Origin of the sequence: uncultured Haliea sp. (assembly GCF_963973825.1) — a bacterium.
Taxonomy (GTDB): domain Bacteria; phylum Pseudomonadota; class Gammaproteobacteria; order Pseudomonadales; family Halieaceae; genus Haliea.
The window spans coordinates 138,421-157,644 of the sequence record NZ_CAXBAE010000006.1; the positions used below are offsets into that span (position 1 = coordinate 138,421).

General features: G+C 65.4%; 15 protein-coding genes. 5 read left to right on the top strand and 10 right to left on the bottom strand.

Features of this window, described 5'->3' with window-relative positions:
• Positions 1-24 precede the first annotated feature (24 nt).
• The 3 genes from AACZ17_RS09350 to AACZ17_RS09360 are packed head-to-tail and all read left to right on the top strand — an operon-like array spanning position 25 to position 3,630.
• Positions 25-999: a glycosyltransferase family 2 protein gene (locus AACZ17_RS09350; protein WP_290737839.1), complete on the top strand. Its 975-nt coding sequence runs from the start codon at positions 25-27 to the stop codon at positions 997-999.
• Positions 986-2,134, top strand: coding sequence for a glycosyltransferase (locus AACZ17_RS09355; RefSeq protein ID WP_290737842.1), 1,149 nt, complete (start codon positions 986-988; stop codon positions 2,132-2,134). Before AACZ17_RS09350 ends, AACZ17_RS09355 begins: the two co-directional genes overlap by 14 nt.
• Entirely contained in the window at positions 2,131-3,630 is a 1,500-nt protein-coding gene (locus AACZ17_RS09360) for an alkaline phosphatase family protein (RefSeq protein ID WP_290737845.1), read from the top strand. Before AACZ17_RS09355 ends, AACZ17_RS09360 begins: the two co-directional genes overlap by 4 nt.
• On the opposite strand, the gene AACZ17_RS09365 is transcribed toward AACZ17_RS09360, so the two are convergent.
• The 9 genes from AACZ17_RS09365 to AACZ17_RS09405 all read right to left on the bottom strand — a co-directional run bounded on the left by AACZ17_RS09365 (position 3,627) and on the right by AACZ17_RS09405 (position 16,121).
• Complete coding sequence (locus tag AACZ17_RS09365; protein WP_290737848.1) at positions 3,627-5,276, bottom strand: heparinase II/III-family protein; 1,650 nt, start codon at positions 5,274-5,276, stop codon at positions 3,627-3,629. The two genes, AACZ17_RS09360 and AACZ17_RS09365, sit on opposite strands and share 4 nt — an antisense overlap.
• On the bottom strand, positions 5,273-6,424 hold the full coding sequence (locus tag AACZ17_RS09370; protein ID WP_290737851.1) for a glycosyltransferase family 4 protein: 1,152 nt from the start codon (positions 6,422-6,424) through the stop codon (positions 5,273-5,275). Before AACZ17_RS09370 ends, AACZ17_RS09365 begins: the two co-directional genes overlap by 4 nt.
• Positions 6,421-7,365 carry a sterol desaturase family protein gene (locus tag AACZ17_RS09375; protein WP_290737854.1) on the bottom strand — a complete coding sequence of 315 codons (945 nt, stop codon included), beginning with the start codon at positions 7,363-7,365 and terminating at the stop codon, positions 6,421-6,423. The genes AACZ17_RS09370 and AACZ17_RS09375 overlap by 4 nt, the downstream gene beginning before the upstream one ends.
• Before the next feature lie 2 nt (positions 7,366-7,367).
• On the bottom strand, positions 7,368-8,759 hold the full coding sequence (locus AACZ17_RS09380) for a hypothetical protein (RefSeq protein ID WP_290737857.1): 1,392 nt from the start codon (positions 8,757-8,759) through the stop codon (positions 7,368-7,370).
• Positions 8,760-9,830 carry a hypothetical protein gene (locus tag AACZ17_RS09385; protein WP_290737860.1) on the bottom strand — a complete coding sequence of 357 codons (1,071 nt, stop codon included), beginning with the start codon at positions 9,828-9,830 and terminating at the stop codon, positions 8,760-8,762.
• A 26-nt stretch (positions 9,831-9,856) separates the two neighbouring features.
• The gene (gene greA / locus AACZ17_RS09390) at positions 9,857-10,333 is read right to left on the bottom strand and encodes a transcription elongation factor GreA (protein WP_290737863.1); all 477 of its coding nucleotides are present in this window, start codon (positions 10,331-10,333) and stop codon (positions 9,857-9,859) included.
• On the bottom strand, positions 10,330-13,551 hold the full coding sequence (gene carB, locus AACZ17_RS09395) for a carbamoyl-phosphate synthase large subunit (RefSeq protein WP_290737866.1): 3,222 nt from the start codon (positions 13,549-13,551) through the stop codon (positions 10,330-10,332). Before carB ends, greA begins: the two co-directional genes overlap by 4 nt.
• A gap of 6 nt (positions 13,552-13,557) precedes the next feature.
• Positions 13,558-14,700, bottom strand: a complete 1,143-nt coding sequence (gene carA, locus AACZ17_RS09400) for a glutamine-hydrolyzing carbamoyl-phosphate synthase small subunit (RefSeq protein ID WP_290737868.1) — start codon at positions 14,698-14,700, stop codon at positions 13,558-13,560.
• 236 nt (positions 14,701-14,936) lie between these two features.
• Positions 14,937-16,121: a Bcr/CflA family efflux MFS transporter gene (locus AACZ17_RS09405; RefSeq protein ID WP_290737871.1), complete on the bottom strand. Its 1,185-nt coding sequence runs from the start codon at positions 16,119-16,121 to the stop codon at positions 14,937-14,939.
• A gap of 182 nt (positions 16,122-16,303) precedes the next feature.
• Here AACZ17_RS09405 and AACZ17_RS09410 point away from each other — a divergent pair, with 182 nt between their 5' ends.
• Both AACZ17_RS09410 and AACZ17_RS09415 read left to right on the top strand, forming a co-directional pair.
• Complete coding sequence (locus AACZ17_RS09410; protein ID WP_290737874.1) at positions 16,304-17,125, top strand: SDR family NAD(P)-dependent oxidoreductase; 822 nt, start codon at positions 16,304-16,306, stop codon at positions 17,123-17,125.
• 22 nt (positions 17,126-17,147) lie between these two features.
• Positions 17,148-18,356 (top strand): MFS transporter, encoded by a 1,209-nt coding sequence (locus AACZ17_RS09415; RefSeq protein WP_339638192.1) that lies wholly within the window; start codon positions 17,148-17,150, stop codon positions 18,354-18,356.
• On the opposite strand, the gene AACZ17_RS09420 is transcribed toward AACZ17_RS09415, so the two are convergent.
• A complete protein-coding gene (locus tag AACZ17_RS09420; RefSeq protein ID WP_290737880.1) occupies positions 18,353-19,195 on the bottom strand; it encodes an SDR family NAD(P)-dependent oxidoreductase in 843 nt (280 codons plus the stop codon). The two genes, AACZ17_RS09415 and AACZ17_RS09420, sit on opposite strands and share 4 nt — an antisense overlap.
• Between the last annotated feature and the right edge of the window lie 29 nt (positions 19,196-19,224).

The following is a 19,224-nucleotide window of genomic DNA, read 5'->3' on the forward strand; positions in this document are numbered from 1 at the left end:
CTATCGCTGCACAGGAGACCGCGCATGACCCGGCTTGTCATACAGATTCCCTGTTTCAACGAGGGCATAACCCTGCCCGAGACCCTGAAAGACCTGCCCGAGCGCATTGACGGCGTCACCTCGATCGACGTGCTGGTCATCGATGACGGCAGCACCGATGACACATCCGCCGTCGCGCGCCGGCACGGGGTCAGGTACATCACACGCCACACCCACAACCAGGGCCTGGGCCGGGCCTTTCGCACAGGGCTGGATTATGCGCTGCAACTTGGTGCTGACATCATCGTCAACCTGGATGCCGACGGCCAATACCGCGGCGCCGATATCGCCCGCCTGGTTGCGCCACTGCTATCCGGTGAGGCCGATATTGTTATCGGCGACCGCAGACCCGGCCAGAACCCTGAGTTCAGCCGCCTGAAGCGCGGCCTGCAACGGCTCGGAAGCCGCGCGGTGGTCGCCCTGTCGGGGATCGAGATACCCGATGCCGTATCGGGTTTCCGGGCCCTGTCGCGAGAGGCCGCCCTGCGCATGAACATACTCTCCACGTTCAGCTATACCGTGGAAATGATCATTCAGGCCGCACACAAGCAACTGCGTGTCGTCAGCGTGCCCATTGCGGTGAATCCTGCCCGCAGGCCCTCGAGACTGTTTCGCAGCACGCCACATTTCGTCAGCCGCCAGCTCATCACCATGCTGCGCATGTATGCCATGTACCGGCCCATGCGCCTGTTTTTTTCAGCCGGGATCGCGCTTTCAGTGCTGGGCTCACTGCCCGTGCTGCGCTTCCTGATTCGCTATGCAGGCGGCGACGGGGCCGGCCATATCCAGTCACTGCTGCTGGGCGGCGTCTTGCTGACCATGGGTTTCGTGCTGTTTGTCGCGGGGCTGCTGTCTGACCTGATTTCCCAGAACCGCCAGATCCAGGAGCTTACCCTGGAGAAAGTGCGCCGCCTCGAGCTCGGCGACCGGCAAGCGCAGACCACCCATGAACAGCACTGACAACGTTGTCCTGATTGGCCCGGGATGGCCATTCAAGGGGGGTATTGCGAGCCATACCACCTACCTGTACCGCGCCCTGCGGGATCTCGGCCCGACGCTGTTTATCAGCCTGCGGCACCAGTACCCGCGCTGGCTGTATCCGGGCGGTGACGATCGCGCGCCCGATAACCTGACACTGTACGAGCAGGATGCGCAGCGCCTTCTGGCACCGCTGTCCCCCTTGTCCTGGTGGACAGGCGCCAGGGTTATCGCCAGAGCCAGGCCGCACTGCATCGTCATTCCCTGGTGGCATGTGTTCTGGACACCCATGGTCTGGTCATTGCTGCTGCTCCTGCGCCGGCGCTGCCCCGCTGCGCGCATCGTCTTTCTGGTGCACAACACGGTGGGGCACGAGGAGCAGCGCTTCGCCCGGCTGCTGGCCCGGGCTGTGTTGCGCCGCGGCGATGCCTGGATCGTCCATGCACGCAGCGAGCAGCGCACGCTGCAGGCACTGCTGGGCGCCAGGGCGGTACACTACCAGCCCCACCCTGCCTACCCCCTGGGAGACCGCGAGGCGCCAGACCGCGCCGACGCCAGGGCGCAACTCGGCCTCGCAGACGCCCCCACGCTGCTGTTTTTCGGCTTTGTTCGGCACTACAAGGGGCTGGACACCCTGCTCCACGCACTCGCCTTGCTCCGGCCCACATTGCCCTGCCAGCTGGTGGTCGCCGGAGAGATCTGGGGCGATGCAGGTGTGTGGGATACACTGATTACCGAGTTGGACCTGTGCGAACAGGTCCGCCTGGAAAACCGCTACATTGCCGAAGAGGACATCGCCATCTACTTCGCCTGCGCCGACCTCGTGGCCCTGCCGTATCGCTCTGCCACCGGCTCGGGTGTGGTCAGGATGGCCCACAGCCACGGTCGCCCGGTGGTCGTCACGCGCTGCGGCGCACTGCCAGACGCCGTCGTCGATGGGGTCACGGGCTATGTCGTACCCGCAGAAGACCCGGCGGCGCTGGCGGCTGCCATCGCGAAATTCTTTGACGGCACCCCCCGCCAGCCCATGGAACAGGCCGCGCGCGACGCTGCCGGAACGGAGGACTGGCACCAGCTTGCCCGGACAATTCTCGCCAACGAGCGGAGTACACCATGAGCGCTGCCAGGGCCTGCCTGCTGATCCTGGAAGCCATGGAGCCGGACCTGTTGCGCAGCGGGATGCAAAGCGGACAGCTGCCACATCTGGCAGCCCTGTGCGAAAGCGGTGTGCAGGGCGATATCAACCTGCTGCCCGGTATCGGTGCCAACGCCCTGCTGCCATCGCTGTATACCGGCCTGCCCCCACAGGCACACGGGCGCTTCTACCACCAGCAGCTTGGCGATGATGATTACAGCACCCTGAAAAGCCACCAGACCGACAGCAACGCACCGCCTTTCTGGGCAGCGCTGGCCGCACAGGGGCGCAGGGTGGTCGTGCTCGATGCACCCAAGGCGCCGCCCCCCTGCGGATCGGAAGCCTGCTATGTCTCTGGATGGCGCAGCCATTTCAACTACCGGGAGGAAAAGGCGCTGTATCCCGAGAGCCTGCCGGACGAGCTCGCCGCAGCGGGGTTACAGCCCGACGCCTGCCCCTGTATCGCGCAACGCTTTACCCACAGCACCGCGCATGACGGCGGGGTGGTGGCCAACAAGCTGCTGGACAGCATCGCCGGGAGCCGCGACCTGGTACTAAACCGGATGCGGTGCTGCGACTGGGATCTGCTGGTCGCGGGCCTTGGCGCCGGACACTGCGCGGGGCATCAGCTCTGGCACTGCCATGATCCCGACTATCCGGGCCATGCTGGCGGTGCCCAGGGCGACCCACTACTCTCGGTCTATGCTGCACTGGACCGTGCCGCGGGGGATATCATCGCGCAGCTGCCTGCCGATAGCGCGCTGCTGGTCTTCGCCGGGCCCGGGATGGGGCCCAGCCACGTGCACCCGGCGCTGATGGGTGAACTGCTGGACGCCCTGGAGCCCGCGCCCTCGCGGGGAGCCGGCACACTGCGTCGAACCCTGACCCAACTGTGGAGAACACTGCCCGCCGGTTGGAGAAAGCAGCTGATCAGCGCCGGACACTGGGCTGACCAGAAACTGCAGGGCGCAGATTTCAGCAACCGGCGCTGCTTTCCGGTGCGTTCCAACGACAATATCGGCGGGCTGCGCATCAACCTTGAAGGCCGGGAGACGAATGGCCAGGTCAGCGCACAGGCGTACCCGGCGTACCTGGACCACCTGGCCAGACAGCTCGCCGGACTGCGCAACGCCGAGACAGACGAGCCTCTGGTCACCCGTGTCCTGAAAACCTGCGAACACTACCCAGGCGGCGAAAGGGGTGCCATGCCGGACCTGTTGGTGGAGTGGAACGAGCGCGCACCCGTGCGCTTCGTAACCGGGTCGGGGCTGACCCGGCTGGAGGTTTCCCACCCGCCGCAGTGGAGTGGCGCCCACAATCAACACGCCATGCTTGTCCTGCGCGAGCCCCTGGCTCATCCGCGCACGATGCCAGGCCAGCTACCCGCCGACAGCAGCGTCCTGGATATTGCAGCCACCCTGAGCGAGCTCTGCGGCGGACCCGCTACAGTGGGCGAGGGTCGGTCCCTGCGTCGTTAGCCGCAGCGCCATCCCGCGAGCACATGCCGCAGACGCACAGGGAATGTGAGCTCAGCCTGTGCGCGCAGCACTTTGCTCGGCTGGCGCTCGCCGAAGCGGGTAGCGCGGTAGCCATCCTCCACACCCAATGTGAGCTGCGGATCCACCGCCAGCTCAAGACACCGGCCATCCGGCAGACCGATACTGGCCAGATGGGGTCCGCGCAGCTCAACCGTGAGGTCGGGGTGCAGGTGAAAGTAGGCATCCACACGGTGCTCACCCGCGCCCTCCAGCACATCATCGATCGTCAGGCGATCGGCACAGAGTGACCATTCACGGTGATGAATCAGCCGCGACCGGGCACGCGAATAACCGTCGTGCGAGGCATGCAGGACACCACCCATGTCACTCGGCGTATAGCCCGCAGCAACGATCCGTGCACGCCGTCCCAGCTTGAACAGCCCCCAGACATCGGAAGAGTTCTTCCCGTCCACCACCACCGTATTGTGGGCGGCGGTACTGCGCTCGTAGGCGCGATAGCGAAGGTCCTCGTAGGTCGACAGTCCCGTATCGACCAATACCCGCTGACCCGCCAGCGACAACTCGAAACCCAGTGTGCCCGCGTGCCCGTGACTGGCCGCATGGTCCGGCCCGAGGGGGCCGAGGTCGGCAAGCAGTAGCGCGGGGCCCGCCCGCAGACGACCCACACCGGACGCCGGCAGCCAACAGCTGGCGGTCTCCTGGTCATCCTCTGCACCCTGCAGGCCGAGTCGCCGGGCATAGGCCGTGAGGGCATCCGCGCCCGGAACCACGTCCAGTGCCGCATCGTTGAACAGGGCTGGCTCATGGTCCGCATGGCACAGGGCACGCGACCAGTGCAGCGCAGCGTTGCAACGCGCTTCCAACCCGTCAGGCAGCGGCTGACCATAGGCGCGCAACAGGTTAATCATGTCCAACAGGTCGAGCAGCAAGGCGTTGTGGTACATCGGGCTGCGCCCCGCGTAGCCACCATCGTCGAGCAGCAGCTCGGGCAGATACTGCGCGAGCAAACGCAGACCGCGCGCCCGCCACTGCGAGGCCTGCGGGTCAGCCAGGCTGTGCCCCGCGAACAGCAGTGCCTTGGCATTGTTGATGAGTTTGTGATCACATTCGTCAAAGGCCAGCCGCGGCTCCAGGTAACGCACCTGCTGCGCCAGGCTCGCGCGCAGCGCGCTATCGAGTTCATGCCCCGCAAGACCCCATTTGACCCAGTTCACGATGCGCTGGGACGTGATGTACGGGTGCCACCCTGGCCCGTCCGGCCGGCTCTGGGTCGCTACCCAATCCGCCAGCAAGCGCCGCCCCGATGGCAACCCGGCACTCCATAACCAGTTGCAGGTGTTTAGCTCCATGAGGCGCTTCTTGCCGGGCGACCGGTCGCGCCAGAGGGATGCGGGTGACCAGCGCAACTCGCCACCCAGCAGCCGGAAAACACCGTCTTCATCCCAACGGGCAGTGAGCGGCGCCGGCGCCATCCAGGGCTGCCCAGGTGCTTGCCATGCGGGGGCTGCCACCTGCGCCAAACGGCCGGGACGGCGCAGCCGCAAGTGCAGCCTCTGCGCCACCTGCCGTGGCCGCAGGTAGCGCAGTTGCCACCAGAGGCGTTGCAGGCGCAGACCGGCGTTCAACAGCTGCCCCCTGCCCCATGCCGCCCGTCCCCAACTGGCAGCATGCTGGCGTACAGGTTCTGCAGGCAGGACAGCACGGCATCGGGGTGGTGCTGCTCCGCCGCGAAAGACCTGGCCAGCCGGCAACGGCGCTCCCGCTCCCCGCTCGACATCTCGGCCCAGTCTCGCAGCGCGCGCTCCCAGGCCGCTGGCTGTTCCACAGGCAGCCGCACCACGGGCGCGTGATCCGGCCAATCCTGCACGACGCCAACCTCTGTTGTCAGCACGTGACAGCCGTGTGCAAGCGCCTCTACCAGCACGTTGCCAAAAGACTCCGAATGGGAGGGGAACACGAAGACATCGGCCCGCTGGAACCAGGGGGCGGGATCTGGCTGGTAGCCGGCCAGCACGACCGAGGACTGCAGGCCCTCGCGCACGATCCAGTCCCCTATTTCCTGGCGCATCGGCCCATCCCCGACAATAACCCAGCGCCAGCCCGCGGCCCCGCCCAACGCCGACCAGGCCTTCATCAGAGTGTGCAGACCCTTCTGCGGATGCAGGCGGCCGACGAAAAGCACCTCGCGAACATCCTGACGGTCTTCAGCCCGGATTTCGGTGGGCGGCGAAACCGCCTGCGGGAACAGGGACGGCACCCGGTGGATAATGGCGGGGGAGATCCCGGCTGCCTGCAACTCATCTCCCACCGCGCGGGTGGGCACCAGAAACCCGTCCGCAGAGGAAGCGATACGCCAGGGCACACCCAACAGCCCGGGGTGTCGCAGGCGCGCGACGTCTCCCATCGGCCCGACGGAGCAGATCTTAAGCACCACAGGGCGCCCACGACAGTGTGCGGCGAGCAGGCCACCGAGCACGAAGGGCGACAGGCAGTGTCCGTGCAGAAGCTCACAGTTCCCGGCCAGGCGCCAGCCCAACAGGAAACCTGCCACCAGATTCCAGGGCAGCTTCAGCCAGCGGGGCGCGGGGCTGATACAGCGGCGTATCGCAACGCCGCCACGCATCTCCCGTGCGAGCTGTGCCCGGTCACCGCGCGTGGTCGCAACCTCAACCCCGTGTCCGGCGCGCACCAGCGCCTCGGCGAGATCGCGTGCCTGGCATTCCGCCCCACCGAGATGGGGTGGAAAGTGCTGGATCAGGAAGCCGATCTTCATGCCCGACGGCGCAGCGACAGAAATGGATACACGAGCTGGCGGCCTAGGGTCTTCAGCAGGCCGATCACGCCGTCCTCGCGCTCCACGGGAAAATCCGTGTCGGGAATGCCGGTAGCCGGCCAGATGCGATGCTCGGGGTGCTGGGTGCCGAAAAGCCGGTCCCACACTGAAAACAGGAAACCGAAATTGCAGTCGTGGTAGCGGTGCTCCACGCCGTGGTGTACGCGGTGAGACTGCGGGGTGACCAGCAGGTAGCGCAGCGGCCCCAGATCCACCCGGATGTTGGCGTGGTAGAACTTCGGGTACAGGGTCTCAATCAGCATCCAGAGAATCACCGCCGGCACACCATTGCCGGTAATCAGCAGCGCAAAGCTGGTGATCAGCGAGGACACCATGCGGTCCACAGGGTGCACCCGGGCGTCTGTGAACAGGTTGAGATCGCGCTGGGAATGGTGCACCGAATGAAACGCCCAGAAAAGCGGTACCTTGTGGCGAATCAGGTGGCTGAGCCAGCGGGTGAAGTCCGCCAACAGCACCCCGAGCACGAACTGGGCCGCGGGGTGCCAGTGGGCCACACCGGGGAGCGTCAGGAAGCCCAGGTAATGCGTGTACAACGCCACCACCGCATGCGCCCAGGCACCGAGGAACAGCAGGCGCAGCCCCATCGTCGTGAAGTACCAGAGCATGTCCTGGCGCAATGCCAGCGAGAGGAACGGCCCGGAAACCACTGGCCACCGGCGCTGCGCCTGCCAGACCAGCGTCAACAGCAGCCAGTAACCCAGGGGCGAATAACGCGCCTTCTCCGGCAGGACATGGTGCGCGAGTGCAGGCAACAGGTCATTCAACACGGGCAACGACGACAGGGGCAGCGTCGCCGGAATCAGGCATAGGCCGCCCAGCAGCAGCCAGGCGAGGTGCCATCCCCGTTCCGCCGCGACCACGGCTAACCCGCCAACTCAGTGGAGGCCGGTCGCGGCGCCGACCTGCGCAGCTGGCCGTGCATCACCAACAACAGGAACAGCACGCCCGGCATCAGGTGCAGACCGATCCGCCCTACCGCCGTCTGGCGAATCGCACCGATGGCAAATTCAGTCACCGTGAACAGCCACAGGAACAGCAGGAAGGCGACGCACAGCGCTGTGACCAGTGGACCGGCTGCCACCAGAAGGCCGGGGCGTTGCCACACGGCTAGGGCCACCAGGAATATCAGATACCACAGCGACATATGCCAATTGCCCAGCACCAGAAGGCTCCTGAGAATACCGGACAAAGCGCCCGGGCGATATCCCAGGTCAAGGCTGTGCAGCGAATGCCCCGCGACGCTAATGTCCGGCGGGAACAGCCACAGCACCAGAGGCACAGCAACTGCGATGCCGGCTATCGCCAGCAAGACGCGCCGGGCATCGCGACGCCGCGCGACCCAGAGGCCGGGGAGCAGGGTCAGCATCCAGAAAAAACCCTCATTCTTGATCAGCAGGCAGCTCAGCGCGGAAAACGCCAGCAGGGGCCACTGCCACCGCTGACCGCCCACGCTGCCGTTGTGCAAAGCCATGAGCGCAAGACCGAAGGCTGTTGCGAGGAACAGGTCTGCATAGCCGGCGAGTGCCACATGGGTGTTGAGCAAGGGGAGCGTCAGCAGGAAAAAGCTGAACACCAGCGCTTCCGCGGCGGATGCTGCCGCCGCCCTGGCCTGACCGAAGAATGCCATGCCCAGGCTGCAGTAACAGACCAGCCAGGGCAGGTTGATCAGCGCCGGATCCCAGCGCGCCAGCGCCGTGGCCAGCCAATACTGCCAGAGCGGCACGGTCACCGGGTAATCGGGGTGGTGGTCGGTAAACACGCCCTGTCCGCCCAGCTGCAGCCACGCCTCGTTGGACACGAAGGGCACCAGGCGCTGCCATTCAAACCAGGTGCGCGCCTTGGTCGCCCAGTGCATCGTCGCGTCCCAGGGAAACAGCGGCCGCCAGATGACCTCAGCGCCAAGCGACAGCAGGCGCAGGCAGAGTAACGCCAGCAGCACGCCGCAGAGCAGACGGATACCCGGCAACGGGCGTGAGTGGGCCACCTGCCGGACGGTCGGAAGTGCCGTCTGCGGCCACCAGCGCAGAGCCACAAGCAACAGCGCGGCGACACCCAGTGGCGGCCAGAACCCCAGCGGCAGCCCGCAGGCCGACCACAACCGCAACAGCAGGGGCCAGAACATGAGGCCAGCGAACAGCCCGTAGCCGGCCACCAGCCAGGGCCTGCCGGGCGACGCCGGTATCAACCGCGCGACCCACTGAACGCCCACCAGCAGCGGCAGGAGCAAAGCGAGCGTCAGGCGCAGCCAGTCCACTCAGCGCACCTCGAACAGGGCGATGCCGCCCACGTCAAGCAGCACCCGCGCCTGCAAACCCGCCAGCACCAGGTCACCAGACTGGGGCTCGCGGCGCAATTCGCTGGGCTGGACCACTACCACATAGTCCCCGCCGTGCAGGGCATCCCCCGGGGGCAGCTCGGGACCATCGCGACGCCAGTACACATTCCGCGGATACAGGTAATAGGCCATACGCATCCCGGCGTAATCGCTGGCACTGGCGACGAAGAATCGGGGTTCAAGCGCGGGCACCCGTGTGCGGATCTGTTCGGCAAAGGCCCAGAGCGCGGCGTCTTCAGTCAGCCCGGGTCGGCGCTCGGCCGCCACCCCGGCAAACACCGCTCGGGTCGCCTCCGCCTGTTGCAGGAGGCGCCATTGCCAGGGCAGATCCAGTACCAGCCAGCAGGCCAGCATCCACCCCAACAGAAAACGTGTGCGCCAGCGCCTGAAGCCCAGCAGCCCAACCAGCAGGAAAACCGCGCCGAGCAGCACGTTGGGGGACAGGCCGTGCCATGCCTGCACCACTGCTGCATGAGCGTTGATAGAATACTGCTGCCAGGAACGATAGCCGGTCCAGTCGCTCCACATACCGCGCAGGCGCGCCCCCAGGGTGACGGGTTGCCACACAAACGCGCTGAAGGTCAGCCGCGCCCCCGGCCGCCCCTGCACCTGCATGCGGCAGCGCGAATCTGCCAGCTCCCCAGGCCCGGGCGCGTAAAGCGGCAGCTGCAACGCGCCGCCGCTGAAGGGGCCGGGCACCCGTTCTCCGCGATGTGCTGCGGGTCGCGTCGACAGCCGCTGCAGCGCCACTGCGCTCAGTAGCTCGCCGCGATCGACGCGCACATGCAGCAGCTGCGCTGAGGCAGGGCAGGCGAGATTCAGTGCAGCGTTGCCCTGTGCCGACAAGTGCAGGGTGACTGTGTGACCTGTTCGGTCAGGATACGCCACTGGTGTTGCGGTGGCGGAGGCCAGAGAAGCGTAAAACAAGCCTGCTGCAAGGCACAGCAGCGGCAGAAACTGCAGAGAGCGCACCCGGCGGTCGTCATCCATCTGGCGCGACCGCCGGAGGATGCGCGCTAGATATGGCGCACCTCGGCTATCTCGTATTCGATATCGCCGGCCGGCGCCCGGACCACCACGACATCACCCTCCTCTTTGCCGATCAACGCGCGTGCGATGGGCGAGCCAACGGATATCAGGTTGTTCTTCACGTCGGCCTCATCTTCCCCCACGATGCGGTAGGTGACCGTGGCGTCGGTATCGACATTGATCAGGTCGACCGTAACACCGAAGATCACCTTGCCCGTGCGCGCAATCGCAGTCACATCAATGACTTGCGCGTTGGCCAGTTTGCTTTCGATCTCCTGGATACGCCCTTCCGCAAAACTCTGCTGTTCGCGGGCGGCGTGATACTCCGCGTTCTCTTTCAGGTCGCCGTGCTCGCGGGCCTCGGCGATGGCCGCGACAATGCGCGGCCGCTCAACACGCTTGAGTCGGTCCAGTTCTTCCCGCAGCAGGCGTTCGCCGCTGACGGTCATGGGTACTTTACTCATTGCACGATGCTCCTGTGCAGGTCCTGCAGCCTGCGTACCGTTTTGTCCGTCTCCAGTTTCAGGGACATGGTCATCGCTTCCGCTGCCGCCAGCGTGGTGGTGTAGAACACCCGGTGCTGCTCGGCGCTGGCGCGAATCGGCGCCGAGTCGGTGGTCGCACGGCGCCCCTCGGTGGTGTTGATGATCAGGTCGGCCTCGTCGTTCTTGATCATATCGACGATGTGCGGCCGGCCCTCCAGCACTTTATTCACACGCCGCACCTGCAGGCCGGCGTCTTCCAGTGCCTTGGCCGTACCACTGGTCGCTGCCAGGGTGAAGCCCAGCGCCACCAGTTCACGCGCCACCCGCACCGCGCCGGGTTTGTCGACATCGCGCACGCTCATCAGCGCCATGCCGCTGCGCGGTGGCGGCTCTCCGGCACCCAGCTGGGCCTTGGCGAAGGCGCCGGCGAAGGTGTCGCCGGTACCCATCACCTCGCCGGTAGAGCGCATTTCGGGGCCGAGAATCGGGTCTACACCGGGGAATTTGTTGAAGGGCAGCACCGCCTCCTTCACCGAGAAGTAGGGAGGGACAATCTCGCGGGTGAAATTCTGCGATGCCAGGCTCTGGCCCGCCATGCAGCGCGCCGCCACTTTCGCCAGTGACACACCGATGCACTTGGATACGAAAGGCACGGTACGCGATGCGCGCGGGTTCACCTCAATCACGTAGATCTCGTCGTCCTGCCAGGCCAGCTGCACGTTCATCAGCCCCTTCACACCCAGCTCCAGCGCCATCTGCCGCACCTGCTCGCGCATGGCATCCTGCACCTCCGGGGCCAGATTGTAGGGCGGGAGGGAACAGGCGGAGTCACCGGAGTGCACGCCGGCCTGCTCGATGTGCTGCATGATGGCGCCGATCACCACCTGCTCGCCATCGCTGACCGCATCGATATCCACTTCAATCGCGGCGCTGAGGAAAGAGTCCAGCAGCACCGGTGCATCGTTGGAGACCTGCACCGCATCGCGCATGTAGCGCAGCAGGTCTTCCTCGCGGTACACGATCTCCATGGCGCGACCACCCAGCACGTAGGACGGACGCACCACCAGCGGGTAGCCGATACGCGACGCCGCTTCCAGCGCCTCTTCCACGCTGCGAACGGTGGTGTTGGCGGGCTGCCGCAGACCGAGCTTCTGGATCATTTTCTGGAACCGCTCGCGGTCTTCCGCGCGATCGATGGCGTCCGGCGTGGTGCCGATGATCGGCACGCCGTGGGCTTCCAGGTCGCGCGCCAGCTTCAGCGGCGTCTGTCCGCCGAACTGCACAATAACGCCCTTGGGCTGTTCGAGATCGATAATCTCCAGCACATCTTCCAGCGTCACCGGCTCGAAGTACAGGCGATCGGAGGTGTCGTAGTCGGTGGAAACTGTCTCCGGGTTACAGTTCACCATGATCGCTTCGTAGCCGTCTTCGCGCATGGCCAGCGCGGCATGCACACAGCAGTAGTCGAACTCGATGCCCTGGCCGATGCGGTTCGGGCCACCACCCAGCACCAGGATCTTGTCGCGATCGGAAGGCGCGGCTTCGCACTCCTCCTCGTAGGTGGAATACATGTAGGCCGTGGCGGAGGTGAACTCCGCAGCACAGGTATCCACCCGCTTATAGACCGGACGGATACCCAGCGCATGCCGGTGCTTGCGCAGCTCGCGCTCGCTCACGCCCAGCAGCACCGCCAGGCGGGCGTCGGAGAAGCCCTTGCGCTTGAGGCGGAACATGCGCTCGCGGTCAATATCCAGCAGGGCCACGGGCTTCAGTGCGTCCTCGGTGGCGATGATGTCCTCGATCTGCACCAGGAACCAGGGGTCCACGCCGGTGTACTGATACACCTGATCGACGGTCATGCCGGCGCGAAAGGCGTCACCGATGTACCAGATGCGGTCCGCTCCGGGGTTGGTCAACTCCGACACCAGCTCTTCGCGCAGGTCCGGGTTGTCCACGTCGATCCTGTGCTCAAAGCCCGCTGAACCCACTTCCAGCCCGCGCAGCGCCTTCTGCAGGGACTCCTGGAAGGTGCGCCCGATCGCCATCACCTCGCCCACCGACTTCATCTGGGTGGTCAGGCGCGGATCTGCGGCACCGAACTTCTCAAAGGCGAAGCGCGGGATCTTGGTGACCACGTAGTCGATCGCCGGCTCGAAAGAGGCCGGTGTGACGCCGCCGGTAATGTCGTTCTGCAGTTCATCCAGCGTGTAGCCAATGGCCAGCTTGGCCGCCACCTTGGCGATGGGGAAACCGGTGGCCTTGGAGGCCAGCGCCGAGGAGCGCGACACCCGGGGGTTCATCTCGATAATGACCATGCGCCCGGTTTTGGGGTCGATACCGAACTGCACGTTGGAGCCGCCGGTCTCCACGCCGATTTCACGCAGCACCGCCAACGAGGCGTTGCGCATGATCTGGTATTCCTTGTCGGTGAGGGTTTGTGCCGGGGCCACCGTGATGGAGTCGCCCGTGTGCACGCCCATGGCGTCGAAGTTCTCGATGGAGCAGACGATGATGCAGTTGTCGTTCTTGTCGCGCACCACCTCCATTTCATATTCTTTCCAACCGATCAGCGACTCGTCGATCAACAGCTCCTTGGTCGGCGAGAGGTCCAGGCCGCGGGTACAGATCTGCTCGAACTCGTCACGGTTGTAGGCGATACCACCGCCGGAGCCCCCCATGGTGAAGGAGGGGCGGATAATGCAGGGGAAGCCGATCTGGTCCAGCACCTGGAAAGCTTCCTCCATGCTGTGGGCCAGCGCTGCACGGGGAGTTTCCAGGCCGATGCGCTTCATGGCCAGGCCAAACAGCTGGCGGTCCTCGGCCTTGTCGATGGCTTCCTTGGTCGCACCGATCATCTCCACACCGAACTTGTCCAGCACACCCTCGCGCGCCAGATCCAGTGCGCAATTCAACGCGGTCTGTCCGCCCATGGTGGGCAGTATCGCGTCCGGGCGCTCTTCTTCGATAATCCGTGCCACGGTCTGCCAGACAATGGGCTCAATGTAGGTGGCGTCCGCCATCGACGGGTCGGTCATGATGGTGGCCGGGTTGGAGTTCACCAGGATGACCCGGTAACCCTCCTCGCGCAGCGCCTTGCAGGCCTGGGCTCCGGAGTAGTCAAACTCGCAGGCCTGGCCGATGACAATAGGGCCTGCGCCGAGGATCAAAATGCTCTTAATGTCGGTTCTCTTGGGCATGGCGGTTCAGCGGCTCCCGGTTCTGGCGGTCATCAAGGCGATGAAATGGTCAAACAGTGGGGCGGCATCGTGCGGGCCCGGGCTGGCTTCCGGGTGCCCCTGGAAGCCGAAAGCCGCCTTGTCGGTGCGGTGGATACCCTGCAAGGTGCCGTCGAACAGTGACTTGTGGGTGACTCGCAGCGTGCCCGGCAGGCCGGCCTCGTCCACCGCAAACCCGTGGTTCTGGCTGGTGATCAGCACCGTACCGTCATCGAGGTTCTGCACCGGGTGGTTCGCCCCGTGGTGACCGTGACCCATCTTCAGGGTACGGGCGCCGCTGGCCAGGGCCAGCAGCTGGTGTCCCAGGCAAATGCCGAACACCGGTATGTCGGTCTCGAGAATGTCGCGGATGGCGGTGATGGCGTAGTCGCAGGGCTCCGGGTCGCCCGGACCGTTGGACAGGAACACCCCGTCCGGTTGCAGGGCAAGCACCTCGCTGGCCGGGGTTTGCGCCGGCACCACCGTGAGGCGGCAGCCGCGGTCGACCAGCATGCGCAGGATGTTGCGCTTGACGCCATAGTCGTAGGCCACCACGTGCCAGGGCAGTTCCGTGTCGGGCCGTTCGCTGTAACCGGAGCCCAGTACCCAGCTGCCCTCGCGCCAGGTGTAGGGCGCGTCCACACTGACTTCCTTCGCCAGGTCCATGCCCTTGAGCCCGGCAAACCCGCGCGCCTGGGCCAGAGCCGCTGCTTCATCCACCTGTTCACCGGCCATGATGCAGCCGTTCTGTGCGCCCTTGTCGCGCAGTATGCGGGTCAGGCGCCGGGTGTCGATATCGGCAATACCCACAATATTGCGCCGCCGCAGGTAGCTCTGCAGGTCTTCCTGATTGCGGTAGTTGCTCGCCATCAGGGGCAGATCCCGAATCACCAGCCCCGCGGCCCAGATGGCGGAGGATTCCTCGTCTTCCGCGTTGGTCCCGGTGTTGCCGATGTGGGGGTAGGTCAGGGTGACAATCTGGCGCGCGTAGGAGGGATCCGTGAGGATCTCCTGATACCCGGTCATTGCGGTGTTGAACACCACCTCACCAACGGAGGCACCATCCGCTCCAATCGCCACACCTCTGAAAACGGTGCCATCTTCAAGGGCCAAAAGGGCTGGGCTGGACAAGAACACCTCCAAGATTCAGCGGCGAACCTTTGCTGCGCGCGCTGAAAAAAAGCGAGATGGGGGACACCACATCTCGCTTTTTCTCATAGAATCAGCTCTGGTTACTCGCAGATAAAACCGATGCCAGGAGCGCGGCCCGGGCATATGAAAACTGGGGCAGAATTGTAGGGGATACCCCCGGCCCTGTCCAGCAAACACCGCGGCGATGCCCCGCCTGCCCGCCGGGGCCCGGTGCCTTACTGGCCGGCACTGCGCCGTGACCACAACATGCAGCCCAGGCTCGCGAACGCACAGGCTGCAATACAGGCAACCACGCTCAGCAGGGCCTCGGGCAACAGGTTGCTCAGCGCGCTCGCCGCGCCGCCCAGGCCGAACTGGGTAGCACCCATCACCGCGGCCGCCGAGGCGGCACTGCGCGGGAAGGATTCCAGATAGCAGGCCTGGATGTTCGGGCTGATTGCGCCCAGCATACCGGCGTATACCATCATGGCGGGCAGAAACGCCTGCACCGGCCCATCAAGCAGCACAATCAGCAGCAGCGCAAGACCGCTGGCGGCCTGCACCCAGGTAGCCGCCACCATGATCTGACGCGGCTGCAAGCGGTTCAGGAGTACCCGATTGCCCAGGTTACAGGCAAAAATTGCCACAATGTTGCAGGCGAACAGGCCGGTGAAGGCCGCCCGGGACTGGGCAAAATGCCCGAGGTAGATATACGAGGCATAGGTGACAAATATGATCAGGCCGCCGAAGGAGGCCGTCTGCCAGAAAATGTACGGCCGCGCACTGCGGGTTTGGAGCACCCCGAGGTAGCGCGCCAGAAACCCGAGGCCATCAGCGCCCCCGGGTGGCCTGTGCGGCCCGCGAAACACCGTGGCCTGCAGCAGTGGCAACAGGAACAGGGCATAGGCGCCGAGGAACAGGAACACCAGCCCCCAATCTCCCACCTGCAACAGCAGGGCGCCGATTGCCGGCGCGATAGCCGGTGCCACAATGGCGACCATGCCAATCATTGAAAACAGTTTGGCGGCCTGTACACCCTGCACCCGATCGCGCACCAGGGCCGGCACCGATACACCAATCCAGCCACCACCGATAGACTGCAACAGACGCCCCCAGAGCAGCGCTTCCAGCGACGCCACCTGTGCCAGCGCAAAGCTGGCCAGCGCAAATACGGCCAGCCCGGTCGCCAGCACGCGCCGGCGGCCGTAGCGGTCCGACAGGGCGCCACCGGTCAGCTGCCCCACGGCGAAGCCCATCATGTACACCGAAATGCTGAGCGACACATCGTGAATGGTCACGCCCAGTGCCGCCGCAATCAGGGGAAACGCGGGCAGGTAGGTATCAATGGCGAAAGGCCCCAGCATCATCGTGAAGCCGAGGGCGAATATCACCGGAAGCGAAATACCTGAAGCCTGGTTCATAAAGATGGTCGGGGAGTCCTGATAGCGTCCGCTCTGCGGGGGGCGCACAGTGTAGCGCAGATGACGGCCCCAGCGGCGCAGTACCGGGCCCGCTGGTCTGCCGCGCGGGAAAAAACAGTTGCGCTGCACCCCGGGTTTTCTATGATGTGGCGCTCACACTGGACAACAGGAACATCCCCGACATGACGTACAGCAGCGGAAAAACCGCCGTGATCACCGGCGCTGGCTCCGGTATCGGCCGCGCTCTGGCGCAGCAACTCAACCGCGAGGGCTGCGCCCTGTTTCTGAGCGATATCGACGCCGCGGGCCTGGCTGACACCGTCGCAGGGCTGGAGCGACCGGATGTGCCGGTACGGCAACAGTGCGTGGACGTCGCCGACAAGCAGGCAATGGACGCCTGGGCCGCCGCCATCGCGGCGCAACAGCCCGCGGTGGACATCGTGATCAACAATGCCGGCGTGGGCTACAGCGACCGTGTCGACGCCTGTGACTATGCCAACGTGCAGTGGCTGATGGGCATCAATTTCTGGGGAGTTGTCCATGGCACCATGGCCTTCCTGCCCCTGCTCCGGCGCGCGTCCCAGGGCCACCTGGTCAACATTTCATCCATATTCGGCATGATTGGTGTGCCGACGCAGTCTGCGTACAACGCCTCCAAGTTCGCCGTGCGCGGCTACACGGAGGCCCTGCGCCTGGAAATGCAGGGCAGCAACGTGCACGTGTGCTGCGTGCACCCCGGCGGCGTCGGCACGAACATTGCCCGTCGCAGCCGCGGTGGCGGTGCCGACGTCACCGAGGAGGACAAGGCCGCAATGTTCGCACAGCATGTGCGCACTACCGCCGAGTCGGCCGCGGCGCAGATCATCCGTGCCGTGGAAAAGCGGCAGCCGCGCCTGCTGATCGGCAACGATGCCAGGTTCATCAATCTGCTGACGCGGCTGTTTCCCGTCAGTTATCCCCGTTTTATGCCGGGCCTGGGCAAGATCGGACAGGACCTCGCTTGAGCGCATCCGGGCAGCAGGTACCATGACCACGGGCAGGCTCTCTGGCGGGCAGTTGACCGTGCTCATTCTGGCCCTGATGGCAACCGGCATGGGCCAATCGCTGGTGTTTGCGATACTGGCCCCATTGGGCCGCGAAGTCGCGCTTGCGGAACTGCAGATCACCTCCATTATCGCCATCTCGGCACTCATTTTCGCCCTCGCCTCTCCGCACTGGGGCCGCCTGAGTGACCGGGTGGGCCGCAAACCCATCATCATCACCGGCCTGCTGGGTTACACCGTTGGCACGCTGGTCTTTACCAGCGTCTTCTCTCTCGGACTGGCGGGCGTTCTGGGCGGCACCCTGCTCTATGCCGTGGCGCTGCTGGCGCGCTGCGGACAGTCAGTCGTGATGTCTGCCACCAACCCCGCCACGACCGCCTATGCCGCAGACAACAGCGGGCCGGAGTACCGTACCCGGACCATGGCGCGCCTGGGAACCGCCAACAGCATGGGTACCATCCTGGGCCCCGCGGTGAGTGGCGCCCTGGCGACCTTCGGCCTGCTGGCACCGCTGTATTTTGCCGCGGCGCTGGCGGCCTCAGCGGCACTGCTGGTGTGGCGGCAATTGCCGAAAACGCCGCGCCGCGAACGCGTCCCGCGACACCTGCGCATACGCCTGCGCTTCACCGACCGGCGGGTGCGCCACCTGCTGGCGACCGCCGTCGGGCTGTTCGTGGGCTTTTCCGGGATCCAGCAGACGCTGGGCTTCACGCTGCAGGACAAACTGGCGCTGAACGGCATACAGACCGCACAGATGACCGGCGCCGCGCTGATGGTGTCGGCCCTGTTCACCTTCCTGGTGCAGATCACGGTAATGCAACGGGTGAAACTGGAACCGGGGCAATTCATTCGCCTGGGCCTGCTGGCGATGCTCTGCGGCGCTGCGATCCTGGCCAGTGCCGATCATTTTCCGCTGCTGGCGCTGGGTATGGCCTTCCTCGGCACCGGCCTGGGCCTGACCATGCCCTCCGTTTCCGCAGGCGCATCACTCGCGGTGTCCGCCGAGGAACAGGGTTCGGTGGCCGGGCTGGTCGCTGCCTGCCCCGCGATCGGCTTTGTTGCCGGGCCACTGTGCGCCGGCGCGCTGTACCAGATACACCCCACCCTGGCGCCGCTGTTCAGCGCCAGCGTGTTTTTCGTGGTGCTGATGCTGCTGGTGCAGCGGGAACGGCGCGGGAGTGCAGTAAACTAGCCGAGATCGACAGGCAGGAACGCATCACCCAGCACAGTCTTGCCATCCAGGCTGCGCACCGCAAGGCCCTGCCCCAGCACCCACTGCCGACTGTAGGCCGTGTGCCCCACATGGGTGCCCGAGCACAGCGAAAGCGCCGCTTCCGCCATCATCTCCACAGGCTCCGCCCAGTCGGGGAACTGGCGGGCGATATCGCGTACATACTCGGCGCCCGGCGTCAGCACAATGCTCTCCGGCGCCAGCGTGTTGACGTAGATATTCTCCGGCGCGAGCTCGTGCGCCAGACCCTCACTGTAGCGGTTCAGCGCCGCCTTGCTGGCCCCGTAGGCGGCAATCACCAGCGCGCTCTCGCGGGTATGGCGGTATGGCACCACCGGCTGCTGCACCGTGGCACTGCTGATGCTCAGGATCCAACCCCGCCCACGCTCCCGCATGCCTGGCAGGGCCTGGGCTGCCAGCTCCACCGGCACATTGACGTTCAGGTCGAACATCTGGTTGCGCTGCTCGGTGTTCACCCGGCTGGGCATGTCGGCGCGCTGCATGGCGGCATTGTTCACCAGAATATCGATCGGCCCGAAATGTGCGGCGGCACGCTGCACCAGATCTGACCGGGCCTCGGCGTCGAGCAGGCTGCAGACCTCCGCCGCCGCGCGGCCGCCCGCGGCGTTGATCTCCGCCACGGCCTCCTCCAGCGTGCCGGCCAGATTGCCGTGCGCGCCCAGGCGTGATGCCACCAGGACCACTGCCGCGCCCTCCGCCGCAAAGCGGGTTGCTATGGCTCGTCCGATGCCGCGACTGGCGCCGGTAATCAGCGCTGTCTTGCCTTCCAGTTGTCCCATTGCAGACTCCTTTTTGTTGTTATCGATTA

Excerpts from the sequence above, each read along its gene's own strand:
- AACZ17_RS09350 (WP_290737839.1), top strand. The coding sequence starts at position 25 with ATGACCCGGCTTGTCATACAGATTCCCTGTTTCAACGAGGGCATAACC.
- AACZ17_RS09355 (WP_290737842.1), top strand. The coding sequence starts at position 986 with ATGAACAGCACTGACAACGTTGTCCTGATTGGCCCGGGATGGCCATTC.
- AACZ17_RS09360 (WP_290737845.1), top strand. The coding sequence starts at position 2,131 with ATGAGCGCTGCCAGGGCCTGCCTGCTGATCCTGGAAGCCATGGAGCCG.
- AACZ17_RS09370 (WP_290737851.1), bottom strand. The coding sequence starts at position 6,424 with ATGAAGATCGGCTTCCTGATCCAGCACTTTCCACCCCATCTCGGTGGG.
- AACZ17_RS09385 (WP_290737860.1), bottom strand. The coding sequence starts at position 9,830 with ATGGATGACGACCGCCGGGTGCGCTCTCTGCAGTTTCTGCCGCTGCTG.
- greA (WP_290737863.1), bottom strand. The coding sequence starts at position 10,333 with ATGAGTAAAGTACCCATGACCGTCAGCGGCGAACGCCTGCTGCGGGAA.
- carB (WP_290737866.1), bottom strand. The coding sequence starts at position 13,551 with ATGCCCAAGAGAACCGACATTAAGAGCATTTTGATCCTCGGCGCAGGC.
- AACZ17_RS09405 (WP_290737871.1), bottom strand. The coding sequence starts at position 16,121 with ATGAACCAGGCTTCAGGTATTTCGCTTCCGGTGATATTCGCCCTCGGC.
- AACZ17_RS09410 (WP_290737874.1), top strand. The coding sequence starts at position 16,304 with ATGACGTACAGCAGCGGAAAAACCGCCGTGATCACCGGCGCTGGCTCC.
- AACZ17_RS09415 (WP_339638192.1), top strand. The coding sequence starts at position 17,148 with ATGACCACGGGCAGGCTCTCTGGCGGGCAGTTGACCGTGCTCATTCTG.
- AACZ17_RS09420 (WP_290737880.1), bottom strand. The coding sequence starts at position 19,195 with ATGGGACAACTGGAAGGCAAGACAGCGCTGATTACCGGCGCCAGTCGC.